This is a genomic window from Bacillus cereus group sp. MYBKT111-2 (genome assembly GCF_051915205.1).
Taxonomy (GTDB): Bacteria; Bacillota; Bacilli; order Bacillales; family Bacillaceae_G; genus Bacillus_A; species Bacillus_A paranthracis.
The window spans coordinates 111,764-138,758 of the sequence record NZ_JBQAEG010000011.1 but is presented as its reverse complement, the minus strand read 5'-3'; the positions used below and the strand labels follow the sequence as shown (position 1 = coordinate 138,758).

The window sequence follows — 26,995 nt, the reverse complement described above, 5'->3', positions numbered from 1 at the left end:
CCTTTTATAATAATCCGATTGAACAAGGAGATGGGGGAGGAGCTATAATGGATATTCTAAAAAAAATTGAACAGCATCGAGAAGCAGAAGAACGCTTACAATGGGAAGGTACGTTTGCGGAGTATTTGGAGCTTGTGAAGGAAAGACCATGGGTGGCTCAAACAGCACACTCTCGCATTTACAATATGATAAAGGATGCTGGAATTGAAGAAGTTGATGGTAGAAGAAAGTATAACTTCTTTAGTAATCAGCTATTTGGGTTAGAGGATGCTTTAGAACGTCTTGTAGAGGAATATTTTCATCCGTCTGCAAAACGATTAGATGTTAGAAAACGTATTTTATTATTAATGGGTCCTGTTAGTGGAGGGAAATCAACATTAGTTACGATGTTGAAACGAGGATTAGAAACATATTCACGAACAGATCGAGGAGCAATTTTTGCAATTAAAGGATGCCCAATGCATGAAGATCCACTTCATTTAATTCCGCATCATTTACGAGATGATTTCTTTGATGAGTATGGGGTTAGAATTGAAGGGAATTTATCACCACTCAATGTTATGCGTCTAGAACAAGAATATGGTTCAAGAATTGAGGATGTAGTTGTAGAGCGTATTTTCTTCTCGGAAGATCGCCGTACAGGGATTGGTACATTTAGCCCGTCTGATCCTAAATCACAAGATATTGCTGATTTAACAGGCAGCCTGGACTTTTCCACAATCGCAGAATATGGTTCAGAATCAGATCCACGAGCGTATCGCTTCGATGGGGAATTAAATAAGGCAAACCGTGGGATGATGGAATTCCAAGAGATGTTAAAATGCGACGAGAAGTTTTTATGGCATTTATTATCGCTTACGCAAGAAGGGAATTTCAAAGCGGGAAGATTTGCTCTTATTTCAGCAGATGAATTAATTGTAGCGCATACGAATGAAACGGAGTATCGCTCTTTCATAGCAAATAAGAAAAATGAAGCATTACATTCACGTATTATCGTAATGCCGGTCCCATACAATTTAAGGGTTAGTGAAGAAGAACATATTTATGAAAAAATGATTCGTGAAAGTGATGTGTCCAATGTTCACATTGCACCACACACACTTCGAGTTGCAGCAATGTTTACGATTTTAACTCGTTTAAAGGATCCGAAGCGTCCGGATATTGATTTAATTAAAAAGATGCGTTTGTATGATGGAGAAACAGTAGAAGGTTATAATGCGATTGACGTAGAGGAGCTGCAACGAGAATATCAAGATGAAGGTATGAAAGGTATTGACCCTCGTTACGTTATTAACCGAATTTCTTCTACAATTATTCGAAAAGAGGTACCATCTATTAATGCATTAGATGTACTTCGCTCTTTAAAAGATGGATTAGATCAGCATCCATCGATTAGTAATGAAGACCGAGAGCGTTATATGAATTTCATCTCATTAGCGAGAAAAGAATACGATGAGATTGCAAAGAAAGAAGTACAAAAAGCATTCGTGTATTCATATGAAGAATCAGCGAAGACACTTATGGATAATTACTTAGACAACGTTGAGGCGTACTGCAATAAGTCGAAATTACGTGATCCGTTAACAGGTGAAGAAATGAGCCCAGATGAAAAGTTAATGCGCTCGATTGAGGAGCAAATTGGAATTTCAGAAAATGCTAAAAAAGCATTCCGGGAAGAAATATTAATTCGCATCTCTGCTTATGCACGTAAAGGAAAACGCTTCGACTATAATTCGCACGAACGTCTTCGTGAAGCGATTCAGAAGAAGCTATTTGCTGATTTAAAAGATATAGTGAAAATTACAACATCAACGAAAACACCAGACGAAAATCAGCTGAAGAAAATTAATGATGTTGTTGCACGTTTAATTGATGAGCACGGCTATAATTCTTCTTCAGCAAATGAATTATTACGCTATGTAGGTAGCCTGCTAAATCGATAGTTTGATAACAAAACGCTGTCTCTTGTATTTTGCGGGACAGCGTTTTATTATCCAGTCATATGTGTAAAGTGTCATACCTTGTCCAAATGTAATAAATTAAGATGCAATTTTATGAATTTATTGTCAATTATTTTTACAATATGCATATGATAGAGTAACCAACCATTCATACGAAAAAAGCCAACACAATACAATATGTTGCAAAGTGTAAATGTGTGCAACTATGCATTGTGTTTCTTTCTTATCAAAGGCTGAATGATTCTTTTCTAGTATGTGAGTGGCAAAATTTTGTTTAGGATGCTCGGAGTATTATATGAAAAACGTTATATATGTTTATGGGATGATTTTCGATGGGCAGTTACCTTTCATTCTAGCTGGTACAGTATAAAACAAAATTTCTAGCTTGCTGTTCATATAGGAAGACAATTACAGTAAGGAGGGAAAGAAATGGGTGAAGAAAACCAACCAAATTATACGATTTCACAGGAAAACTGGTCCCTCCATCGCAAAGGATATGACGACCAACAACGCCATCAAGAGAAAGTACAAGAGGCAATTAAGAATAATTTACCCGATCTTGTAACAGAAGAAAGCATTGTTATGTCTAATGGTAAGGATGTTGTAAAAATACCAATTCGTTCTTTAGATGAATATAAGATTAGGTACAATTATGATAAGAACAAACACGTTGGGCAAGGAAATGGTGACAGCAAAGTTGGTGATGTCGTTGCGAGAGATGGATCAGGTGGTCAAAAGCAAAAAGGACCAGGAAAAGGGCAAGGAGCAGGGGATGCGGCTGGAGAAGATTATTATGAAGCTGAAGTCTCTATTTTGGAATTAGAGCAAGCATTTTTCAAAGAATTAGAATTACCTAATTTAAAGAGAAAAGAAATGGATGAAAACAAGATTGAACATGTTGAATTTAATGATATTAGAAAAACGGGATTATGGGGCAACATCGATAAGAAAAGAACGATGATATCCGCATATAAACGAAATGCGATGCGTGGTAAAGCATCTTTCCATCCAATTCATCAAGAAGATTTAAAGTTCCGCACTTGGAATGAAGTATTAAAGCCAGATTCAAAAGCTGTTGTATTAGCGATGATGGATACGAGTGGATCGATGGGCATATGGGAGAAATATATGGCACGTAGTTTCTTTTTCTGGATGACGAGATTTCTACGTACAAAGTATGAAACAGTAGATATTGAATTTATTGCCCATCATACGGAGGCAAAAGTAGTTCCAGAAGAAGAGTTTTTCTCAAAAGGAGAAAGTGGCGGAACAATTTGTTCTTCTGTATACAAAAAAGCACTTGAGCTAATTGATAATAAATATTCACCAGACCGCTATAATATTTATCCATTCCATTTTTCAGACGGTGATAATTTAACATCAGATAATGCTAGATGTGTAAAACTTGTTGAAGAATTAATGAAGAAGTGTAATATGTTTGGATATGGGGAAGTGAATCAGTACAATCGCCACAGTACACTTATGTCAGCCTATAAAAATATTAAAGATGAAAACTTCAGATATTATATTTTAAAGCAAAAAGCAGACGTATTTCATGCGATGAAGAGCTTCTTTAGAGAAGAATCAGGAGAGAAAATGGCATAACCCCTTTTTGAGGGGTTATTTTTTTGTAAACTTTTTATTTTTTTAGTTGACAATGATAATGAAAATCATTATCATTTATTCGAGAAATGATTACATTTTGAATTATATATTTTGGAGGAGATGTAAAGTTGAAAAGAAATAAAAGAAAACATATAAATGCAATGATTATAGCGGCGACGTTATCACTTCCGTTTGCTGTTTATTCAACACCTGCTTTAGCGGCAGTAGCAATTGAGGCGAATAAAACGGGACAAGGTTTAGAAGATGGTACATATGACGCTGTTATTAAAGCGTATAAAGATAAAACAAATGAAGAGTCTATGGCAGCTGTTTATATAAAAAATCCGAAATTAACAGTTGAGAACGGAAAGAAAATTGTAACAGCAACGTTAAGTGATAGTGATTTCTTTCAATACTTGAAAACAGAGGATATACATACTCCAGGTGTGTTTCATGATGTGAAAGTAATATCAGTAGATAAAAAGAAAAATGGAACGAAAGTGATTCAGTTTGAAGTAGGGGAATTAGGAAAAAGGTATAATATGCAAATGCATATTTATATTCCGACAATAGCCTATGATAATAAGTATCAAGTACAATTTGAAGTAAATACATTGAATTTAGAAAATAATGTTCCAGAAGCACAAAAGGAAAATAAAGAGGATAAAGTGGATCAACAAGATGAAAATGGAAATGTAATATTAGATAAGCAATTACAAAAGCATATTAATAAATATAACTTGAATAGAGAAAATTTAGATACCCCAATAACTAAGGAAGATTTATTAAAAGTTAAATCTTTAATAGTCGTTGAAGCTAAAAGTAAAGGAATAAAAGACGTAAGCGGTCTAGAATATATGAAGAACTTAGAAAACTTAACGTTGGAAGAAGTTAAGTTAGAAAATATAAAATTTATCTCGAATTTGAGGCAATTGAAATCATTAAGTATAACCTATGGCGAACTTGAAGATATTGGACCTTTGGCTGAGTTAGAACATATTGAGAGTTTAAGCTTGAGAAATAATAAAATTTCAGATTTAAGCCCACTAAGTCAAATGAAGAAGATTAAATTGCTAGATTTAAATAGTAATTATATAAAAGATATTAAACCATTATTTACAGCGAAATCTTTAAGGACTTTGACTGTAGCAAATAATCAAATTAGTAATGCTAATCTTGCTGGGATTGAGCAACTGAAGAATGTGAAGAGTTTATCTTTAAGTAACAATGGACTTACTAATATTGAACATATTACAACAATGAAAAAATTAGTAGAGTTAGACCTTTCTAAAAATGAATTAGAAAACATCGAACCTTTATCAAGAATGTCTACTGTACAATCACTTAATTTAGAAGAAAACTATATTTCAGATATAACACCACTTAGTCAATTAACAAGTTTATATGATTTAAAGCTAGCGTCAAATGAAATTCGTGATGTTAGACCGGTTCAAGAGTTAGGAAAAAGAATGTACATTGACGTTCAAAGACAAAAAATCTTTTTAGATGATGTAGAAAAAGATAAGGAAGTTAAAATACCTATCTATAATTTACAAGGCGAGCCACTCGATACTATTCAATTAAAGAATGGAGATGGAATAGTTAATAATGGTTCTGTTAAATGGAGTACTACCGGTGAAAAAACATACGAATTTATATTAGATATAAAGCCAGAAGAAAATCGTATTAAGTTTAATGGAACAGTAATTCAAAATGTTGTTGAAAGGTTAGATGAAATAAAAGAGGATAATGAACAAAAGGAAAATGTAATTCTCGATAAAACTTTACAACAACATATTAATAAAGAGAATTTAGGTAGAGAGAATTTAAACGCTCCTATCACAAAAGAAGATTTATTACAGATTAAAAAATTAGAGATCCTTAAAGAAAAAGGAAAAGAGATAAAAGATATAACAGGCTTAGAATACATGATGAACTTAGAAAAACTCACTTTGGAAGGAGTAGGTCTGAAAAATATTGAGTTCATCTTAAACATGAAACAATTGAACAATTTGAATGTATCTCATAATCAAATTGAAGATACTACTCCATTATCTTCATTAAAAAATTTACAATGGTTAAATCTTACAGATAATCGTATTAAAGATGTGTCAGTTCTTGGATCAATGTTAGACTTACTTAGTTTAAAATTAGCTGAAAATGAGATTCGTGATGTAAGGCCGTTAATACAATTAGGCCAGTGGGGAACAATTGATGTTAGAAGGCAAAAGGTCATTTTGGATGATGCAGAAATAAATAAAGAAGTGAAAATACCTGTATATGATTTAGAAGGGGAACGAATTGAAAAGATTACGTTAAAGAGTGCAGGTGGAATGCTTACTGATGAGGGAATCATTTGGAGTACTCTAGGAGAAAAAATATATGAATTTGACTTGGATGCAGATCATTATGAGACGGGCATATTATATAGTGGCATCGTCATGCAGAATATAGTAGAAAAATTAATACCGAAAGAAGAAGTAAAAGAGCCGGAAAAAGAAGTTGAAGAAACAAAAGAAGAAGTGAAAGAAACGATAAAAGAAGTTGAAGAAGAGCAAGAAGAAGTAAAAGAGCCGGAAAAAGAAGTTGAAGAAACAAAAGAAGAAGTGAAAGAAACGATAAAAGAAGTTGAAGAAGAGCAGGAGGAAGTAAAAGAGCCGGAAAAAGAAGTTGAAGAAACAAAAGAAGAAGTGAAAGAAACGATAAAAGAAGTTGAAGAAGAGCAAGAGGAAGTAAAAGAGTCAATAAAAGAAGTTGAAGAAGAGCAAGAGGAAGTAAAAGAGCCAATAAAAGAAGTTGAAGAGGCGAAAGCTGAGATAAAAGGAACAGGAAAAGAAATTGAAGGTTCAAAAGACGCAGTAAATCAATCCACAGTAGTCCAAGAACAAAACGTGAATAATCAAGTTGTGAAAGAAAATAAACCAGTTGTTAATAAGCAAGAAGAAAGTAAGAAATCATTAGGAGCAACAGGTGGACAAGAGAATACCTCAACATTACTTTCAGGCATAGCGTTAGTTCTTTCAGCATTGAGTATGTTTGTATTTAGAAAGAGATTATTTAAGAAATAAAAAACGTTTTATTTTATTATAACGTAATATGATTATATGAGTTTTTAAGAAGACATTATCATGGCGATTTCATTTTGAAATATACTTATGATGATGTCTTTTTTAGAAGGAGATAAATGGAAAAGGTGTCGGAGAGCGGTTATTACAAGCTTCAATTCAATATATTTTCTCCTTCCAAGGGATGAGAGAGATAGAACTATGTTTGAATACGAATTATGATCGTGCGATGAAGTTGTACAAGAAAGTAGGTTTTGAGGAGAAGGCATGTTTACAACACTATATAATAGAGTGAAAAACCCTATTCGTATGAAAATTATATTTCATACGAATGGGGTTTTTTAATTTACTTTTTTCCTCATTTATCATGGATTTAGAAATGATTTGAGGTGCCAATCGTTACATAACCTTTTTTATTTTTTGCGGAACTTCTTTCGTTTGCAAATTAACATCTTCTTTTCGTAGCTCTTTAAAGAGTGAAGTAACCATAAGGACGACTACGATAGAAAATGGTAGTGCTGCGATGATCGCTGCAATTTGCAGTGCATTTAATCCTCCAGCTTGTAATAAAATAGCTGCGATGATCGCGATTGTTAATCCCCATATAAGTTTTAAACTATTTTTTGGTGATAAGCTTCCGTTACTCGTTTGCATAGAAACGACAAATGTTGCCGAGTCAGCAGAAGTAACGAAAAATGTGGCTACTAAAATTAACCCGATAATTGTTAAAAATGTAGAGAACGGTAGATGTGAAATAACAGCAAATAATCCAATCTCTGTACCATTTTTTGCGATTTCATCAGCTATACCAAGCGATTGGAACATTTCCATATGGATAGCGGTACCGCCAAATACTGCAAACCAAAATGTGCAGATGAGAGTTGGGACTAATACAACTCCAAAAATAAATTCTTTTATTGTGCGTCCTTTAGAAATACGGGCGATGAATGTACCGACGAATGGGGACCAAGAGATCCACCATCCCCAATAGAAAATAGTCCAATTTTCTATCCAAGAAGAAGATTTTTCATTAAATGCTCCTAAATTTAATCCCATACTAGGTAAAGCTCCAATATAAGAACCGAGTGTAGATGTGAAATATTTCATAATAAATACAGTTGGTCCTAAAAGTAAGAAGGAGACGAGTAATATACCTGCAAGAGAGAAATTTAAGTTACTCAAATATTTAATCCCACGATCTAAGCCTGTTTGTGCACTTGTTAAATATAAAACAGCGAAGATAGCGATAAGTACGAGCTGTGTAAGTAAAGTGTTATGAATAGAAGGGAATAAATAGCTTAATCCTCCAGCAATTTGTTGAGCACCAATCCCAACAGAGGGCACAATACCAAATACTGTGGCTAAAACAGCTAAAATATCGACTGTTTTTCCGATAGGAGAATTTTTCGATCGATTAAATAATGGAGTAACTGTAGCCCCAATTGTGCTACCTTTTTGTTTGCGGAATGTGAAATATGCAATTGTTAAAGCAACCATTGCGTATAGTGACCATGGAAAGAGACCCCAGTGGAAAAATGAATATTGCATAGCGAGCTTGGCGCTTTCCTCTGTACCTGCTTTTCCTGTTAGTGGATCTGTAAAGTGTGAAATCGGTTCAGCGATTCCATAAAAGAGGAGTCCAATTCCCATTCCTGCCCCAAATAACATGGATAGCCAAGATGGATAACTATACTTTGGTTTTTCTCCATCTTTACCAAGACGAATAGAACCGTACTTAGAAAATGCTAAATAAGCGGCTAAAATAATCATTGCAGTCATAAGTAGAGAGTAAAACCATCCAAATTTATTGAGGATAAATGAGTTTAAAGAAGATGTAACGCTTTGTAAATCATAGCCTTGTATCCAACTTGCTGGGGTAATTCCCCATATGATGAATAATGTTGTTAGCAAGATGGAGATATAGAATACACTGTTTTCTTTTTTTATCATAGAATCCCACCCTTGTTTAATAAAGTTAACAATTATATTAATCATAACAATTGAAAGGGTAATTGTCAAAAAATTCGATTTTTAACATGTGTAAAAGGACTGTTTAATCGCTAAAGATTCATAACTATTGGCGGCTAGATAGTGGGGAGATTGTTCACGATATGTACAAAATGTAAGAAGAAATAATATGAAATATTGCATTTTATATTGTTGCATCTAGATTTTATGTTAAATTCTTGGATGGAATATTAAAATAGGGGGCAAAGATATGAACAAGAAATCAAAGATCAATAAAGTGATGCTTAGCATTAGTACAATGGCTCTATCGCTGGGGGCAATTCAAACTCATGCATCAGCAGAAGAAAAGGTGCCATATAATGTATTGCATTCGAAACCAGTAGGAATTGAAAAGCCAGTAGATGAGATTGGACACGTTTCTAAAGCGGAGGAAATATTATCGTTTCAAGAACGGTTAAAAGTAGGAGACTTTTCACAACGACCAGCATCTATTCCGAACAAAGCGGCAGTAAAGCAAGTTAAAGAAAGCTATTCAATGGCTGATTTAAACAAAATGAATGATCAAGAATTAGTCGAAACGTTAGGTAGTATTAAGTGGCACCAAATTACAGACTTATTCCAGTTTAATGAAGATGCAAAAGCTTTTTATAAAGATAAAGGGAAAATGCAAGTCGTTATAGATGAATTAGCTCATCGGGGTAGTACATTTACGAAAGATGATTCAAAAGGAATTCAAACGTTTACGGAAGTGCTACGTTCAGCTTTTTATCTGGCATTTTATAATAACGAATTAAGTGAATTAAATGAAAGAAGTTTCCAGGACAAATGTTTACCTGCTTTAAAATCTATCGCAAAAAATCCAAACTTTAAGCTTGGTACAGCTGAACAAGATACAGTCGTATCTGCATACGGAAAATTGATTAGTAACGCTTCAAGTGATGTTGAAACGGTTCAATACGCAGCTAATATTTTAAAACAATATAATGATAATCTTCATACGTATGTAGACGATCGTATGAAAGGACAAGCTGTATACGATATTATGCAAGGGATTGACTATGATATACAGTCTTACTTAATTGAGGCTCGTAAAGAAGCGAATGAAACGATGTGGTATGGAAAAGTAGATGGGTTTATTAATGAAATAAATCGTATTGCTCTTCTAAATGAAGTAACACCAGAAAATAAGTGGCTCGTTAATAATGGAATTTACTTTGCGAGTCGTTTAGGGAAGTTTCATAGCAATCCAAATAAAGGTTTAGAAGTTGTTACACAGGCAATGCATATGTATCCGCGCTTAAGTGAGCCGTACTTTGTCGCAGTAGAACAAATTACAACAAATTATAATGGAAAAGATTATAGCGGGAATACAGTAGATTTAGAGAAAATACGTAAAGAAGGAAAAGAGCAGTACTTACCAAAAACGTATACATTTGATGATGGATCTATCGTATTTAAAACAGGAGATAAAGTATCGGAAGAAAAAATTAAGAGACTATACTGGGCTGCAAAGGAAGTAAAAGCACAGTATCATCGTGTAATTGGGAATGATAAAGCGTTAGAGCCGGGCAATGCAGATGATATATTAACGATCGTAATTTATAACAGCCCAGAAGAGTACCAGTTAAATAGACAACTGTATGGATATGAAACGAACAACGGTGGAATTTATATTGAAGAAACAGGAACATTCTTTACATATGAGCGCACGCCAGAACAAAGCATTTATAGTTTAGAAGAGTTATTCCGTCATGAGTTTACTCATTATCTTCAAGGGAGATATGAAGTGCCAGGTTTATTCGGAAGAGGAGATATGTATCAAAATGAAAGGTTAACTTGGTTCCAAGAAGGCAATGCAGAGTTTTTCGCAGGGTCTACTCGAACAAATAATGTAGTGCCGAGAAAGAGCATCATTAGTGGATTATCATCTGATCCTGCAAGCCGTTATACAGCAGAGCGTACATTATTTGCTAAATACGGTTCTTGGGATTTCTATAATTACTCGTTCGCATTGCAGTCTTACTTATATACGCATCAGTTTGAAACATTTGATAAAATTCAAGATTTGATTCGTGCGAATGACGTAAAAAATTATGATGCATATCGTGAAAATCTAAGTAAAGATCCTAAGTTAAATAAAGAGTATCAAGAGTATATGCAGCAGCTAATCGATAATCAAGATAAATATAATGTACCGGCAGTAGCAGATGATTATTTAGCTGAACATGCCCCAAAATCATTAACAGCAGTAGAGAAAGAAATGACTGAAATGTTGCCGATGAGAGATGCAAAAATGACAAAACATAGCTCCCAATTCTTTAATACATTTACATTAGAAGGTACGTATACAGGTAGTGTAACAAAAGGTGAATCAGAAGATTGGAACGCAATGAGTAAGAAAGTAAACGAAGCTTTAGAACAACTTGCGCAAAAAGAATGGAGTGGCTACAAAACTGTTACAGCATACTTCGTCAATTACCGTATAAATAGCTCAAATCAATTTGAATATGATGTAGTCTTCCACGGTATCGCAAAAGATGACGGAGAAAATAAAGCTCCAACAGTTAATATAAATGGCCCTTATAATGGACTTGTAAAAGAAGGGATTCAATTTAAAAGTGACGGCTCAAAAGATGAAGATGGAAAAATCGTTTCTTATTTATGGGACTTTGGAGATGGAAGCACAAGTGCAGAAGTAAATCCGGTACATGTATATGAAAGAGAAGGTTCATATAAAGTAGCGTTAATAGTAAAAGATGATAAAGGAAAAGAGAGCAAAAGCGAAACAACGGTTACGGTTAAAGATGGAAGTTTAACAGAATCAGAACCAAATAATCGCCCAGAGGAAGCAAATCGTATTGGACTAAACACTACTATAAAAGGTAGCCTTATCGGCGGGGATCACACTGATGTTTATACATTTAATGTAGCATCAGCGAAAAATATTGATATTTCCGTTTTAAATGAGTATGGAATCGGGATGACATGGGTACTTCACCATGAATCAGATATGCAAAATTATGCTGCTTACGGTCAAGCAAATGGAAATCATATAGAGGCAAACTTTAATGCAAAACCAGGTAAATATTACTTGTATGTATATAAATATGATAATGGCGATGGAACATACGAATTATCAGTAAAATAAGTGCCTTTCCAATGTATGTTTAACTTTACTTTTTGTGGAAAATAGTATATTATATAGATATATAATATATCGGTTATTTTCTAGGAGGAGCCTGTCACAATAGGCTTCTCCTGTTCTTTTTTAGAGGCCTGTACTGCAGGCTTTTCTTTAAAGAATAAATAACTGAAAATTAAGAACAATAATCTTTGAAAGAGGTGGGGCATACACATAACAAAAAAGGGATTGTTTAAGAGAGGGGGATAAGAAATGGTTTTGTTTGGTTATCCACTTGAGACAATTTATTTATACGGATTTATTATTGCTACTATACTCACTGTGATTTATATCTTTTTTGGGGATATATTTGAATCCATATTTAGTTTTGGAGGCGGATCTGTATCCGTTGTTACTTTATTACTTAGTTTTTTCGCTATGTTATGTGGACTTAGTTATATAGGAGAATATTTATTTTCCTTTAATAGTATTCTTATTTTCGTGGCTGCATTTGCTATATCCTTTATTGGTGTATTCATAATGAAAATATTAATTTTAAAACCGATTGCAGAAGCAGAACAAAATACTGTGCAACGTATGGATGAATTCATTGGTTGCAAGGGAGAAGTCATTACGACAATTCCTACAGAAGGATTTGGTGAAGTATTAATATCCTCCCAATTTGGAAGTAATGCAATTCCAGCTAAAACAATTGGGAAAAAAGATATTTCACAAGGAACTGAAGTTATTATTGAGGGAGTCCAAGATGGTGTTTTGCTTGTACAAAACATCGCTTATTCTTTAAAAAAACCAAAATTATAAGGGGGAATTCACATGACGATTCCATTAATTATTGGTGGAGTTTTACTCGCAATTTTAATTCTACTCATTTTAGTATTCATTACGAAGTATCGAACAGTTGGACCAGATGAAGCGTTAATTGTGACAGGGAACTGGCTTGGTGGTGGGAAAAATGTAGTGACCACTGATGATGGAAAGAAGATTAAGATTATTCGCGGTGGCGGTACATTCGTAGTGCCAATCATGCAAAGAGCAGAACCTTTAAGCTTACTAAATTACAAGTTAGAAGTGGGCACACGCGATACGTATACGAAGCAAGGTGTTCCAGTTACAGTAAATGGTGTTTCTATTATTAAAGTAGGTTCTACAATTGAAGAAGTATCGACAGCAGCTGAGCAATATTTAGGAAAAGAAACAGAAGAGTTAAAAGTAGAAGCGAAAGAAGTTTTAGAAGGTCATTTACGTGCGATTTTATCTTCTATGACAGTAGAAGATGCGTATAGTAATAGAGAGCAATTTGCTCAAAAGGTGCATGAAGTAGCTTCTACAGATTTAAAGAAAATGGGTCTTCGCATCGTTTCCTTTACAATTAAAGAAATTATGGATAAGAACGGTTACTTAGATGCACTTGGTCAGCCACAAATTGCGACGGTTAAGCGTGATGCAACAATTGCAAATGCAGAGCGTGAAAAGGAAGCTCGTATTGAAAAAGCTCGTGCTGAGAAAGAAGCGAAAGAAGCTGAATACCAACGTGATGCCCAAATCGCTGAAGCTGAAAAACATAAAGAATTAAAAGTACAATCTTATAAGAGAGAGCAAGAACAAGCTCGTGCAGATGCGGATCTTTCTTACGAATTACAACAAGCGAAAGCGCAACAAGGTGTTACAGAAGAGCAAATGCGCGTTAAAATCATTGAGCGTGAGAAACAAATTGAATTAGAAGAAAAAGAGATTGCGCGTCGTGAAAAGCAATACGATGCAGAAGTAAAGAAAAAAGCAGATGCAGATCGCTATGCTGTTGAGCAATCAGCGGAAGCAGAAAAAGTAAAACAAATTAAAAAGGCAGATGCGGATCAATATAAGATTGAAGCTGAAGCGAGAGCACGTGCGGAAGAAGTACGTGTGGAAGGTTTAGCGAAGGCGGAAATCGAAAAAGCGCAAGGTCAAGCAAAAGCGGAAGTACAAAAAGCACAAGGTACGGCGGAAGCAGATGTTATTAGGTTAAAAGGTTTAGCAGAAGCAGAAGCGAAACAAAAAATTGCAGAGGCATTTGAGTTATATGGCCAAGCGGCAATTATGGATATGGTACTTAAAATGCTTCCAAGTTATGCGAAGGAAGTTGCCAGTCCACTTAGCAACATTGATAAAATTACAGTTGTCGATACAGGCGGCGGTGGTAAAAATAGCGGCGCTGGAAAAGTTGCAGGCTATGCGACTGATTTAATGGCAACGATGCAAGAAACATTAAAAGCTTCTTCTGGTATTGATTTAAAAGAGTTATTAGAAGGGTTTGCTGGAAAAGGAGCAGTACAACAATTATCAAACGATAAACCGGTTGTATCTGTAGTAGAAGATGAGAAAAACGAAGTAGAAAAAGATAAAGAATAGTATAGTGGGAAGAACCTCTAGTAAGTGAGATACTAGAGGTTCTTCTGTGAATTATTCGAATAATGTACATTTTAATATATTGTTTTAATTATTTAATTTATATAGAATGAAAAGGGTATGTATTAATTCTTTAATAGAAAAAGAGATAAAGAGTTGATACATTTTAATCGTATAATTTATATAAAGAAATTAAATGTAAGGTAATTACATTTAAAACGGTATGGAGGGGTAGAAATATGCTTCAAGGGAAATTAAGGAGAACTAGTTTAAAAGCAAAGTTACTTGTATCATTTGTTATTGTTTTAATTCTTCCAAGTATTGTAATTGGTTGGACGTCTTATCAACAAGCGAAGACAAATTTTAATGAAACAATTTTACAATCAGCGGAAGATAACGTAAAGATTTTAAATAATGTTATTAATAAAGAGATAGACAGTAAAAAGGTAGACGCAGTATATTTTACAAAGTTATTTAATGGAGTAAGTTACGGAACTGATCAGCTTCAAAATGTGCAAAATAAATTAGAAGAATATAATAAGTTACATCCAGAAATAGAAGCAATTTATACGGGGGCTAGTACGGGACAATTTATTCAATCACCGTCTATTCAAATGCCAGATGGGTATAATCCTACCGAAAGAGATTGGTATAAAGAAGCAGCGAAAAAAAGCGGAGAAGTGGTTATCACAGCCCCATATAAGTCAAGTACAACAGGGAATATTGTTATTACAATAGCAAAACAAAATGAGGATAAGAGCGGTGTTCTCGGTATTGATTTAATTATTAATGATATTGTAAATACTTCAAAAATGGTCAATATCGGCAAAAAAGGATATGTAGCAATCTTCGACCAATCTAAACATGTAATAGCACATCCGACGATGAAACCGGGTGACAAAATAGAAGAAAAACTGGAGAAGGAATTGTACAAACAGGAAACAGGTGATTTTAAATTCAAACTCGATGGTGATGATCGCAATATTACCTTTATAACAAATAAGCAGACTGGATGGAAAATAGCAGGAATTATGCCTTCAAAAGAAATTATTGAAGCAGCTAATCCTATTTTCTATAAAACGCTAACTGTTATTGGTATTTCATTAATAATTGGTGGGATTTTAATTTACTTCATAATTGCTTCTATCATTAGTCCGTTAAAACAACTTGTTATATCATCGAAAAAGATTAGTGAAGGCGATTTAACAGAAACAATTACAGTTCATTCTAAAGATGAAATTGGACAGCTAGGAGAAAGTTTTAACGAGATGGCGACATCATTACATCAGGTCATTTCTAATATAAATACTTCAGCAAGTCATGTGGCGGCATCTTCAGAAGAATTAACAGCTAGTATGAAGCAGACAAGTGAAGCGACGGAACAAATTACACAAGCAATAGAGCAAGTGTCGAGCGGGGCTGAAATACAAACGAAAGAAGTTGAAGAAGGTGCAACATTATTAGAAGAAGTTACAGAAGGAATTCAGCGTGTTGCAGATAGTTCTTCATTAGTATCCACAGCATCGATGTATACGAAGAAAAAGGCTGAAGATGGTGGAAAGTTAGTTGAACAAACTGTGAATCAAATGCAATTAATCCATGAGTCTGTTTCACAATCAGATAAAGTTATTGTTTTGTTAGATGATAAATCAAAACAAATTGGAGCAATCCTTGAGGTGATTCAACATATTGCAGAACAGACAAATTTATTAGCGTTAAATGCGGCAATTGAGGCTGCGAGAGCTGGAGAGCAAGGAAGAGGATTTGCAATTGTAGCAGATGAAGTACGAAAATTAGCTGAGCAATCAGGACAGTCTTCTACGGAAATTGGAAAACTAGTGAAAGAGATCCAATTTGATATCAAGGAAACGGTAAGTTCTATGAAGCTAGTTGGGACAGAAGTACAATCAGGGCTTGTAGTTGCAAATGAAACGAAGCAAAGCTTTGCTGAAATATTGAAATCTACGGATGATACAGTAGTACAAATTGATAACATGGTAGGTGTAGCGAAGCAAATGACGGTAGATGCCAGACAAGTAAGTGCATCTATTAATGAAATTGCAGCTACGATTGAAGAAAATGCAGCAAGCGTTCAAAATATTGCTGGTTCCTCTGAAGAACAATTAGCTTCAGTAGATGAAATAAATGCAGCAGCAGTTCATTTATCGCAAATGGCAGAAGAATTACAAGAGATGATTGGTAAGTTTAAAGTGTAATAATGATTGTTAAGAAACGGGGTAATAATTTTACTTCGTTTCTTTTTTTATGAAGAGAAAAAGAAAGAAATATAGAGTAACCGTGTTATGATTAAGTATAATTAAAGAGACTGTATATTCTTTAAATTCTATCTTTAATCATGTTAGGGGAATGGTTTTGAAATTTAAAAAATTAAAACTCCAACCGAGAATCACATTAACTATTAGTACACTTATTCTTGTTGTACTTATGCTAACGAGTTATTTATTTTATTACATATTATCTGAAACGGTAGAAGAGCAAATTGGCAAAAGAGCTTTGCATGTTGCGAAAACAGTTGCTGCTATACCAGAAATCAAGGAAGCTTTTCAAACAGAAAATCCAGCTTCTATTATTCAACCGATTGCGGAAAAAATTCGAATTGATACAGATGCTGATTTTATTGTAGTTGGAAATAAAGAAGGGATTCGTTATGCACATCCTAGGAAAGATAAAATAGGAGAAGCAATGGTTGGTGGAGATAACAAAGGAGTTTTATTAGAAGGGAAATCTTACGTTTCGAAAGCAACTGGATCATTAGGCCCTTCATTACGCGGAAAAGTTCCAATCCATAATCAGGAAAATGAAATCATTGGTGTGGTATCTGTTGGATTTTCAATGGATGATATTCATGGAGCGGTAGAAGTGTATGGAAAGCGTGTGTTTTGGATTACAATAATAGGTCTATTAATTGGAGTAATCGGCTCTATATATTTAGCTGGCAGTATAAAAAGAATGATGTTTGGGATGGAGCCAGAAGAAATTTCATCTTTATATGAAGAGCATAGTACAGTGATTCAATCTGTACGTGAGGGGATTATTGTCATTGATCAACATGGCATAATTAGTTTAGTTAATCAAGCAGCCTATGATATTCTTTCGCTAGATGAACAACGAAATATTATTGGAGAATTTATTTTAGATATAATTCCTAATTCAACGATATTAGATGTACTTCAAACTGGTGAAGAACAGTTTGACCGCCAATTAAATATAAAAGGGCAGGCTGTTATTGCGAACCGTCTACCCATTAAAGTAAAGAATAAAGTAACTGGCGTTGTATCGAGCTTACGTTTGAAATCTGAAATGGATCAGTTAACAGCAGAATTATCTCAGACGAAGCAATATACAGAGGCATTACGAGCGCAAACGCATGAATATAACAATTTGTTGTATACGCTTTCAGGTCTTATCCAGCTAGAATTATATGAAGATGCTTTGGAGCTTATTCATAAGGAAACAGCGGTATATCAAGATTTTGTTCAATTTATTATGAAACGAATTCAAAATCCATGGTTAGGAGGGATTTTAATTGGATTCTATAATAGAGCAAGAGAGTTGAAGATTGAGTTTATGCTAGATAGAGAGAGTAGCTTAGACAAATTAAGCCCGCATATTGAGAGTAATTATGTCGTTTCTATTTTAGGAAATTTAATTACGAATGCATTTGAAGCGATTGAAAGAAATGAAGAACATGATAAGAAAGTAAGAATGTTTGTAACTGATATCGGAGAAGAAATAGTCATTGAAGTGGAAGACTCAGGACAAGGGATTCATGATGAGGTCATTACTAGCATATTCTATAAAGGTTTCTCGACGAAAGAAGGCGAGAAGCGAGGGTATGGATTAGCAAAAGTGAAAGAGTTAGTAGAAGATTTAAATGGAAGTATCGCAATCGAAAAAGGGGATTTAGGTGGTGCATTGTTTATTATTGCATTACCAAAAGAGAGAGGCGAATTGTAATGGGTGAGGAGATTGAAGTATTGATTGTAGAAGATGATATTCGAATTGCAGATATTCATCGTCGTTTTACTGAAAAGATTAAGGGATTTAAAGTAATTGGAACAGCGACGACTGGGGAACAAGCGAAAGAATGGCTAGATCTTGTGAAGCCACAGCTCGTTTTATTAGACGTGTACTTACCTGATATGCAAGGAACGGAACTTGTCACATATATTAGGCATAACTTGCATGATACAGATATTATTATGATTACAGCTGCATCGGAAACAGATGTAGTGAGACACGCCCTGCGGGGCGGAGTAACAGATTATATCGTAAAGCCACTTATGTTTGACCGATTTAAAGCAAGTTTGGAAAATTACCAAAAAAAGCTTGTGCAGTTAAAGAAAAATAACCAATTATCTATCGAACAAATAGAACATTTATGGTCTCAAAGAGGCGTAAAGGGAAATGAAATAGAATATGCCCCGAAAGGTATAGACCCCTTAACTTTAGCAAAAATAAAAAAGCATATGTTAACAGTGAATGAAGAAGGTATTACTGCGGAAGTGCTAAGCTCAATGGTCGGAGTAAGCAGATCGACAGCGAGGCGTTATTTAGAATATTTAATATCAGGAAAGAAAGTTCATGCGGAGCTTATATATGGGAGTGTTGGGAGACCAGAAAGAAGATATTTTCTTATTCCTTCATAATAAAAAACAGTAGAGGATATATGTCCGCTACTGTTTTTTTATTTTATATTGGAATAACCCCAATTAAAATTCCAGTAATCAACATGACCATTGTCGTTCCAACTGCCCACAATAAAGTAAAACGTTGATGTTCACCAAAATCAACCTTTGCCATCCCAACTAATAAATAAGTGGATGCAACAAGAGGGCTTAATAAGTGAACAGGTTGCCCGAGTAAGGAAGCGCGTCCCATTTCAGCTGCACTAATTCCATAGGTAGCAGCAGCTTTTGTTAAAATAGGTAATACTCCGAAGTAAAATGCATCATTGGACATGAAGAATGTGAATGGCATACTAAGAAGAGCTGTAATAATTGGTAGTTGTGGGCCAAGAGCGTCTGGTATAAGAGTTACTACACTTTTAGCCATTGCATCTACCATTTTTGTTCCTGATAAAATTCCAGTGAAAATCCCAGCGGCAAATACGAGAGAAACAACTGCTAATACGTTTCCTGCGTGAGAAGCAATACGCTCTTTCTGTTGCTCTAAGTTCGGATAGTTAATCATAACAGCAATAGCGAAAGCGATTGTAAATAAAACAGGTAATGGCATAACTTCTAGTATAAGACAGACAAGTAAGGTAGCAGTTAATAAAAAGTTAATCCATAGAAGTTTAGGGCGCTTATGAACAGCAGCTTCTACTGTTGCAGCTTGCTCATCTGTTGTTTGCATTTGTTTTAAATATTGTATATCCATAATTCCTAAACGTTTTCTTTCTTTTTTTCCAAGATAGTAAGCAACGAAAACTACCCAAAGTGCACCAGCAATCATTCCTGGTATAAGTGGTGTAAAGAGCTCTGATGCGTCTAGTCCAAGTGCACTCATAACACGAGCTGTCGGTCCACCCCACGGTGTAAGATTTGTCACGCCTGCACCTAACATAACAACCCCAGCTAATATAAGTGGATTCATTCCAAGGCGTTTATATAGTGGGTACATTGCGGAAACAGTAATCATATACGTTGTCGTTCCATCCCCATCTAATGAAACGATAATTGTAAGAATCGCTGTACCAACAACAATTTTTAAAGGATCTCCTTTTACAAATTTCAAAATCCTACTAATGACAGGATCAAATAAACCGCTATCAATCATAATTCCAAAATATAAAATAGCAAACATAAGCATAATACCAGTAGGTGCTAGTTTTTGAATGCCCTCTAACATCATAGGTCCCATGTTTGCATAAAAGCCTCCAATTAATGCGAACGTAATTGGAATTAATATTAATGCTACTAGTGCTGACATACGTTTCGTCATAATTAAAAACATAAAGACAAATACCATCGCAAATCCAAGTAGTGCTAACATGTAATCTCCCCCTCAAAAATGATTGCGCTTTCAAAATGAAATAAAAATTCAGAAAAAAGTTTTTTTGTTTATCATAAAAGCATTCATTCGAATGGTAAATAATTTGAAAAATAACATCATTAGAAGCATAATTTTTATTTTGGTCATTTTGTTCACGGTAGTTAATTTGAATTTTTAAAAAGTAAGCTGCTCTCCATAAGAATGGTAGAATAAGATGAAAATATTGAAGTGTGAAATAGGGAGTAGATTTTATATGAAAACAAGAATGGAAGAGATTTGTAGTTCTTATGAAGGAAAAGTAGAAGAGATTTTTGTTAATGAATCTTCTTACGTATATGAGTGGGAAAAATTAATGATGATCCGAAAAAATAACGGTGAACTTGAAAAGGTTGCAGTCGGCATCAGTGGAAATATAAGATTAGTAAATGTAGTTGTTGGGCAGCAAATTCATACAGATACATTATTAATTAAAATAGAAGATGATTTAGTAATTACAGGTTGTGAATGATGAGAGGTGTGTAGAGAGGACTACACATCTTTTTTGTTCCATATATTACAAAAGACACATCATTTTTTCACAAATCGCACACAAGTTTTTGATATGCTCCTTGTAGAAGATACGGTTAGGGAGGAAATACAATGAGAACAAAGTATGTGATGCTTGCTATATGCTTATTCTTTGTCTTTACAATTGTAGGATGTGGTAAGAAACAAGCAGAGGCTGTGGCAATTGATGAGAAGCATGATAAGTGTGATATTTGCCAAATTGGGGTAATGGATAATCAATTTGCAACAGAAATCATTTTAGAAAATGGAAAAGCATTAAAGTTTGATGATATCGGTTGTATGTATAAATGGATGGAGATTAATCCAGGTGAAAAGACGAAAGAAAAATTTGTTCGAGATTATGATTCGAAAGATTGGGTTTCGTTAGAAGACGCTACTTATGTATATGATAAAACAATTACAACACCAATGGCTTATAATGTCATTTCATTTAAAAACAAAAAAGATGCAAAGAGCTTTGTATCTAACTATAAGGGGAAAGTTCTCTCGTATAAAGAGCTAGCAGAGCATAAATGGGAAATGAATAAAGAAATGATGGGGAACACGAAAAAGGGAAATCACGGTGGGCATCATTAATACTAGAAAAAGACAACTGCATAGTTGTCTTTTTCTAGTATTATTCAGGTGCAAATATAGAAAAGGTGTAAAATTTTTAGAAGAACGGTTACAATGGAATGTAGTGACCTAAAGCAACCATGTATGTACTTTTTAGAAATGTATACAAATGCGGTGAAAACGTGCTAAACTAATTGCTTCATAATGCTAATGATGAGGCCATCAGGCGTATCATTCCAATAGGTTGAGAAACATCATATAAGTTTAAGATAATCCAATTAAAGAAGGAATATAAAGTGCTTATGGATAAATGTACTCAAGAAGAGTTATTGTATGTGATGGAGGAATGGTTAAGAAAACATTATCTTTCATAGGAGCTGTAGTTGTGAGAAAACAAAAAATTTTATTATGTATGTTATTAGGACTTTTAATGACGGTAGTAGCTTGCGATAAGCAAGAAGAGCCAGAATCGAAACCGGTTCATGTGAAAAACGAAAAGAAAAAAGAGAAGCATAAAGAACAGGAAGAATCTAAAGAAGAAAAAAGTATAAATTTAATGGACAAACAGTTGCTACTTTCTGCAACTCTTGGAGATACAGAAACAGCTATGAAGTTGATCCAAGATGGAGCGAATATAAATGTAGAAGGTGACAACGGAGAAACACCTGTCCTTGCAGCAACGTACCAAAATCATGTAGAGACAGTGAAAGCATTAATTGGTGCAGGTGCTAATATTGAAATTAAAGATGAGAAACAAAGTAATCCACTTCTTTATGCGAGTAGAGAAGGCTATACGGATATTGTAAAAGTATTAATTAATGCAGGAGTTAATACGAAAGAAACGACTAAGTCAGGTGGAACAGCACTTATTTCTGCATCTGAGCGTGGCCATGTAGAGGTCGTAAAAGAATTGTTAGAGCATACAGATATTGATGTCAATTATAAAAATGCTCGTGGTGGAACAGCTTTAGTAGAAGCAATTGTATTAGGAAATGGTAGTGAAAATCACAAGAAAGTAATTCAAATGCTTATTGACCACGGGGCAGATGTAAATATGGCCAATAAGGAAAATATTACGCCACTGCAATATGCTGAAAAAAGAGGTTTTAAAGATATTGCAAATATGTTGAGGGTAGCTGGAGCGAATGAAGTAGTACAGCCACAACCGCAACCGGTAGAATAACAAGTATGAAATAATCCCATTTAGATAGACAGAATGAAGAAGTCATTGAGTATGATGGATTCAGTAATGTGTATTTGAATGGGATTTTTGTTTTGGGCATGAAAAATAGATTATGAATGGTATATGGAGTAACTAAGGAGAATATAAATGAGGCTCTCAGAACTTGATTTAATAGCAATTCAGGTAGAGGTTTTATTTGTTCATAATCAAGTAGGAAAAATGAAATATGTAAATGAACAAGGAAATCCGAAAGCACCACGCTGTTTTCTTGGCAGAACTCGTAAAGGGAGTATAACGAGATATCATTGTGATCTGGATGATGAAACGGTAGGTAAGATTGAGAAATTAATTCGAGAACCTTCAAATCATATAGAGATAGCAAAGATTATCCATGTATTAAATGAAGAAAGAACAGTAAAAAATATTTGGATGGGCCCTGCTTTCATGTTCTCTAATAATTTACATAAGCCAACTAGAACAATACAGATAACAGAGAAGAATAAAGAGCTTTTGCGAGAAAATTTTCCTAATCTAATAGAACAGATGGAGTGGAGGCAACCTTACTTTGCAATTGTAAAAAATGAAAAGGTAGTTTCTATATGTTGCAGTGCTAGGAGTACACCTGTAGCTGCTGAGGCGAGTGTGGAAACTTTAGCGGAGTTTCAAGGGAATGGGTATGGTACTGATGTTGTTACAGCCTGGGCGATATCAATACAAGAAGAAAACCGCATTTCACTTTATAGTACTTCTTGGGATAATTATGCCTCACAAGAAGTTGCGAGAAAACTAAAATTGATTAACTATGGAATGAATTTGCATATTACTTAAATTTTAAAGATAGTTGTTTGCTGTTGGGGGTTATTCGTATATCTAGATTAATGTTAAGAAAATATGGTGAATATTAACATTCGATTAACAGCTAATTAACAATCTATCAAAACTGACTTAATAAATGCATACTATAGTAAAGGTAACAAAATAACTAGGGTAGAGAACATTTGAGAACACCCGCTTACATATAACGTGCCACTTTCTTAGGTGTGCTCTATTCCCTAGAGTTCAAATAAGGAGAAAGGTGTTCTATGTAAGTAGGTGTTTTTAGTTTGGATAAAAACAGAAAAGCTAGGTGGAATGAATGTTTAAAGAACCTTATATTGCGATGATAAAGGATTGGAAAGGATACAACACATACAAAAAATTACCGAAAACAGTTTTTCTTATGACGGGTTCAATGCTGGAGTTACCAGAGCGTGTATATGAATTACAGAAACATGGACATGATGTCTTTCTTCATTGTGATTTTATACAAGGTTTAAATACGAATACAGAGGAAGCACTTTTGTATATTCAAGACGTTATCGGAGCACAAGGTATTATTTCAACAAAAGGATCGACAATTCGAAATGCCAATAAAATTGGATTAAAAACGATCCAACGTATTTTTATTGTCGATACTTTATCTCTTACAAAATCAATTGAAAATTGTAAAACGACTAAACCGAATGCAGTAGAGATTATGCCTGGTATTATGCCTTCCATTATTAAGCAGTTAGCAGAGGAAATAGAATTTCCTATCATTGCAGGCGGACTGATTCAAACACGAGAAGATGCGGAAATTGCTATTCGTGCAGGCGCAAGTGCAATTTCAACGAGTCATTATGAAGTATGGATACAAGAAGAAAAAAGGAGTGCAACTTTGTGATTGAATTGAAAAATGTTTCAAAGGTATATAAAAATGCAGAAGAGACAGCGGTTAAGGGGGTATCGGTTCACATTAAAAAGGGTGAGTTTTTTGTTTTAGTTGGGCCTTCAGGATGTGGGAAAAGCACATTATTACGAATGATCGCTGGCCTAGAAGAAATTTCTTCGGGGGATTTAATTATTAATGAACGTGTTGCAAATGATTTAGAGCCGAAAGATCGTAATCTATCAATGGTATTTCAAAATTATGCACTATACCCACACTTATCTGTAGAAGAAAATATTTTATTTGGACTTAAGGTAAGGAAAGTACAAAAAGAAGAGCGGCAAAAGAGATTAATGGAAGCTATTGAAATGGTAGGGCTGAAAGAGTATGTGAAAATGAAACCAGGTCAATTATCAGGTGGACAAAGACAGCGTGTTGCGCTTGCTAGAGCGATTGTGAGCCAAGCACCGATTTGTTTAATGGATGAACCACTTTCGAATTTAGACGCGAAATTACGTGCGCAAATGAGAATTGAAATTAGAGAAATTCAGCAGCGTTTAGGAATTACAATGATTTACGTTACTCATGATCAAATAGAGGCGATGACTATGGGAGATCGCATCATGGTTTTAAATAAAGGAAGCATACAGCAAGTTGGAACACCGCTTGACATCTATAACGAACCAGCAAATGAATTTGTTGCAAGTTTTATAGGGTCTCCTTCGATGAATATAAATGATGGAGAAGTAAACAAAGAAAAAGGTGTATTACATATAGGGCAATTGCAAATTCCGTTATCTATTGGACAGTTAAAGCAATTACCAGAAGGAATAATTCGCATAGGCATGCGTCCTGAGCATATTGCCCTGTCTGAGGAAGGACAAGAAGTTACGCTACAATCTGTAGAAGTATTAGGCAACGAATCTATATTAAACTTCGCAATAAATGGAACAACTTGGAGTGCAAAAGTCATTGGACAGTTAATCCTGAACAAAGGTGACAAAGTAAAATTATTATTCTCACAAGATAAGTTATGCTTCTTTCATCAAAATACGAATGAACGATTAAAAGTGGTAGCTGAAGAAGAGTTGAAAGTGGTGGCGAAATAATGATTGAAGTAGGCAAGTTACCAGCCCAAGCAAAGGTGGCAAAAAAGAAGAATTTATGGAGTAGAACGAAAGATTTAAGAATAGGATTATTATTTTTAGCGCCATCTATTTTATTGTTCTCGATTTTTCTTTTTTATCCATTATTTAGGACGATTTACTATAGCTTTTATTTAACAGATATACACGGAGAAGCTAATCTTTTCGTTGGCTTAGAAAATTATCAATACTTATTTTCTGATCCTGCTTTCTACAAAAGCATAAAGTCAACTTTATTATTTGTTGTATATACAGTGCCTACGAGTATTATACTCGCTTTATTTCTTGCATTGATTGCAAACGGAAAGGTAAGAGGTATTGGGTTATTTCGAGTTCTGTTTTCTTCGACAATGGGAATATCAGTAGCTGCTAGTGCAGTGATTTGGTTATTTTTATTTCATCCAAGTGTCGGGTTATTCAATAATATATTAGCTTCTATGAATCTTCCTGCAATTGCATGGTTAACGAGTCCGGACTGGGCACTATTCTCTGTATCAGTTACAACGGTTTGGGTGAATACAGGATTTGCATTTTTAGTTATATTAGGTGGTTTACAAAATATTGATACGTCTTTATATGAGAGTGCATCTATAGATGGTGCTAGCTATTTATATAAGCTTCGTCGTGTTACATTACCGATGCTATCACCAACTTTATTCTTTATCGTGACAGTAACGTTAATTAGTGCGTTCCAAAGCTTTGGACAGATTGATATTTTAACGCACGGTGGACCAAATGATGCAACAAATTTAATTGTATATTCGATTTATAAAGAGGCATTTGTGAATCATCAATTTGGGACAGCAAGTGCACAAGCGATGGTACTATTTGTTTTCATTTTCATTGCTACATTACTTCAATTTAAGTTTGCTGAGAGAAAGGTGCATTATAAATGATCGTTAAACAGTGGAAACAAAATTTCCTGCTATACATGCTGCTCATAATTAGTGCAGTAATGGTATTTTTTCCTGTGCTGTATGCGTTTTTAATAAGCTTTATGACACCAGACGATATTCAAATGAGAAGGATATTTCCAACTCAATTTACTTTTGATAATTTCATTAATATTTTTCAGAAAGTACCACTTTTTACATATTTATATAACAGCTTAGTTGTATCGACAGTTGTTATGATTGGACAACTTATTGTGTCAAGCTTAGCGGCGTATGCTTTCGTCTTTCTTCAGTTTAAGGGAAGAAATCTTATTTTTTTCCTGTTTATTTCAACGATGCTTATTCCGTGGGAAGCGACGATGGTACCTAACTTTTTAACGATTCAAAACTTTGGCTGGATCAATAGTTTCGCTGGGATGACAGTGCCGTTTTTTGCAACAGCTTTCGGTATTTTCTTGTTACGCCAACATTTTATGACACTTCCGAATGAACTGAAAGAAGCTGCTTTCATTGAAGGGATTGGAAATGTAAGATTTTTGTTCAGCGTTGTAATTCCGTATTGTAAAACGAGTTTTATTACGCTTGGCGTATATAGTTTTTTAACAACATGGAATATGTACTTATGGCCACTTTTAGTGACCACTGATGAAAAGGTAAGAACAGTTCAAATTGGTGTGAAGCAGCTTCAATCTCAAGAAGTTGCAACTGATTGGGGAAGCGTAATGGCTGGCGTTACGGTTATCGTTATACCAACATTGATTCTATTATTTTTAGGACAAAAGCAATTACAACAAGGATTAACAAAAGGTGCAATTAAATAA

19 protein-coding genes and 2 pseudogenes are annotated in these 26,995 nt (G+C 34.5%); 19 read left to right on the top strand and 2 right to left on the bottom strand.

The genetic code is table 11. The features are described 5' to 3' along the window. Window positions 1–47: 47 nt before the first annotated feature. The 4 genes and pseudogenes from ACTFNE_RS23985 to ACTFNE_RS23970 form a co-directional block, all read left to right on the top strand. Complete coding sequence (locus tag ACTFNE_RS23985) at window positions 48–1,943, top strand: PrkA family serine protein kinase (RefSeq protein WP_000353281.1); 1,896 nt, start codon at window positions 48–50, stop codon at window positions 1,941–1,943. 447 nt (window positions 1,944–2,390) lie between these two features. Then, the gene (gene yhbH / locus ACTFNE_RS23980; RefSeq protein WP_000503505.1) at window positions 2,391–3,566 is read left to right on the top strand and encodes a sporulation protein YhbH; all 1,176 of its coding nucleotides are present in this window, start codon (window positions 2,391–2,393) and stop codon (window positions 3,564–3,566) included. A gap of 128 nt (window positions 3,567–3,694) precedes the next feature. Then, window positions 3,695–6,634 carry an NEAT domain-containing protein gene (locus ACTFNE_RS23975; protein WP_439998407.1) on the top strand — a complete coding sequence of 980 codons (2,940 nt, stop codon included), beginning with the start codon at window positions 3,695–3,697 and terminating at the stop codon, window positions 6,632–6,634. A 121-nt stretch (window positions 6,635–6,755) separates the two neighbouring features. Next, window positions 6,756–6,926: pseudogene (locus ACTFNE_RS23970) on the top strand (GNAT family N-acetyltransferase); the annotation flags it as partial. 104 nt (window positions 6,927–7,030) lie between these two features. On the opposite strand, the gene opuD reads toward ACTFNE_RS23970, so the two are convergent. Further along, complete coding sequence (opuD, locus tag ACTFNE_RS23965; protein ID WP_000591587.1) at window positions 7,031–8,581, bottom strand: glycine betaine transporter OpuD; 1,551 nt, start codon at window positions 8,579–8,581, stop codon at window positions 7,031–7,033. Between the two features lie 268 nt (window positions 8,582–8,849). Here opuD and colA point away from each other — a divergent pair, with 268 nt between their 5' ends. The 7 genes and pseudogenes from colA (at window position 8,850) to ACTFNE_RS23930 (ending at window position 18,796) form a co-directional block, all read left to right on the top strand. Next, window positions 8,850–11,747 (top strand): collagenase ColA, encoded by a 2,898-nt coding sequence (gene colA / locus ACTFNE_RS23960; protein ID WP_071727031.1) that lies wholly within the window; start codon window positions 8,850–8,852, stop codon window positions 11,745–11,747. A 246-nt stretch (window positions 11,748–11,993) separates the two neighbouring features. Beyond that, on the top strand, window positions 11,994–12,542 hold the full coding sequence (locus ACTFNE_RS23955; protein ID WP_000242441.1) for an NfeD family protein: 549 nt from the start codon (window positions 11,994–11,996) through the stop codon (window positions 12,540–12,542). Window positions 12,543–12,554: 12 nt separating this feature from the next. Beyond that, entirely contained in the window at window positions 12,555–14,129 is a 1,575-nt protein-coding gene (locus ACTFNE_RS23950; RefSeq protein WP_000155015.1) for a flotillin family protein, read from the top strand. A 236-nt stretch (window positions 14,130–14,365) separates the two neighbouring features. Next, window positions 14,366–15,403: pseudogene (locus ACTFNE_RS23945) on the top strand (HAMP domain-containing protein); the annotation flags it as partial. Continuing rightward, a complete protein-coding gene (locus ACTFNE_RS23940; protein ID WP_370513233.1) occupies window positions 15,395–16,342 on the top strand; it encodes a methyl-accepting chemotaxis protein in 948 nt (315 codons plus the stop codon). The pseudogene ACTFNE_RS23945 and the gene ACTFNE_RS23940, both read left to right, overlap by 9 nt. Before the next feature lie 151 nt (window positions 16,343–16,493). Further along, on the top strand, window positions 16,494–18,104 hold the full coding sequence (locus ACTFNE_RS23935; RefSeq protein WP_082112707.1) for an ATP-binding protein: 1,611 nt from the start codon (window positions 16,494–16,496) through the stop codon (window positions 18,102–18,104). Continuing rightward, the gene (locus ACTFNE_RS23930; RefSeq protein WP_000503473.1) at window positions 18,104–18,796 is read left to right on the top strand and encodes a response regulator; all 693 of its coding nucleotides are present in this window, start codon (window positions 18,104–18,106) and stop codon (window positions 18,794–18,796) included. Before ACTFNE_RS23935 ends, ACTFNE_RS23930 begins: the two co-directional genes overlap by 1 nt. 43 nt (window positions 18,797–18,839) lie before the next feature. Here ACTFNE_RS23930 and ACTFNE_RS23925 read toward each other — a convergent pair whose 3' ends face one another. Continuing rightward, complete coding sequence (locus ACTFNE_RS23925) at window positions 18,840–20,144, bottom strand: CitMHS family transporter (RefSeq protein WP_000880454.1); 1,305 nt, start codon at window positions 20,142–20,144, stop codon at window positions 18,840–18,842. Between the two features lie 253 nt (window positions 20,145–20,397). Between ACTFNE_RS23925 and ACTFNE_RS23920 the strand changes: the two genes are divergently transcribed. From ACTFNE_RS23920 to ACTFNE_RS23885, 8 genes are all read left to right on the top strand, one after another. Then, on the top strand, window positions 20,398–20,652 hold the full coding sequence (locus ACTFNE_RS23920; protein WP_000857644.1) for a hypothetical protein: 255 nt from the start codon (window positions 20,398–20,400) through the stop codon (window positions 20,650–20,652). A gap of 131 nt (window positions 20,653–20,783) precedes the next feature. After that, on the top strand, window positions 20,784–21,287 hold the full coding sequence (locus ACTFNE_RS23915) for a nitrous oxide reductase accessory protein NosL (RefSeq protein WP_001259405.1): 504 nt from the start codon (window positions 20,784–20,786) through the stop codon (window positions 21,285–21,287). A gap of 289 nt (window positions 21,288–21,576) precedes the next feature. Further along, window positions 21,577–22,449, top strand: a complete 873-nt coding sequence (locus tag ACTFNE_RS23910; protein WP_000287348.1) for an ankyrin repeat domain-containing protein — start codon at window positions 21,577–21,579, stop codon at window positions 22,447–22,449. A gap of 147 nt (window positions 22,450–22,596) precedes the next feature. Further along, entirely contained in the window at window positions 22,597–23,277 is a 681-nt protein-coding gene (locus ACTFNE_RS23905) for a GNAT family N-acetyltransferase (protein ID WP_270705923.1), read from the top strand. A gap of 307 nt (window positions 23,278–23,584) precedes the next feature. Further along, entirely contained in the window at window positions 23,585–24,151 is a 567-nt protein-coding gene (locus tag ACTFNE_RS23900; RefSeq protein ID WP_000472009.1) for a glycerol-3-phosphate responsive antiterminator, read from the top strand. Next, entirely contained in the window at window positions 24,148–25,245 is a 1,098-nt protein-coding gene (locus ACTFNE_RS23895; RefSeq protein WP_000571386.1) for an ABC transporter ATP-binding protein, read from the top strand. Before ACTFNE_RS23900 ends, ACTFNE_RS23895 begins: the two co-directional genes overlap by 4 nt. Continuing rightward, complete coding sequence (locus tag ACTFNE_RS23890) at window positions 25,245–26,177, top strand: carbohydrate ABC transporter permease (RefSeq protein WP_000573563.1); 933 nt, start codon at window positions 25,245–25,247, stop codon at window positions 26,175–26,177. Before ACTFNE_RS23895 ends, ACTFNE_RS23890 begins: the two co-directional genes overlap by 1 nt. Next, complete coding sequence (locus ACTFNE_RS23885; protein ID WP_000635931.1) at window positions 26,174–26,995, top strand: carbohydrate ABC transporter permease; 822 nt, start codon at window positions 26,174–26,176, stop codon at window positions 26,993–26,995. Before ACTFNE_RS23890 ends, ACTFNE_RS23885 begins: the two co-directional genes overlap by 4 nt.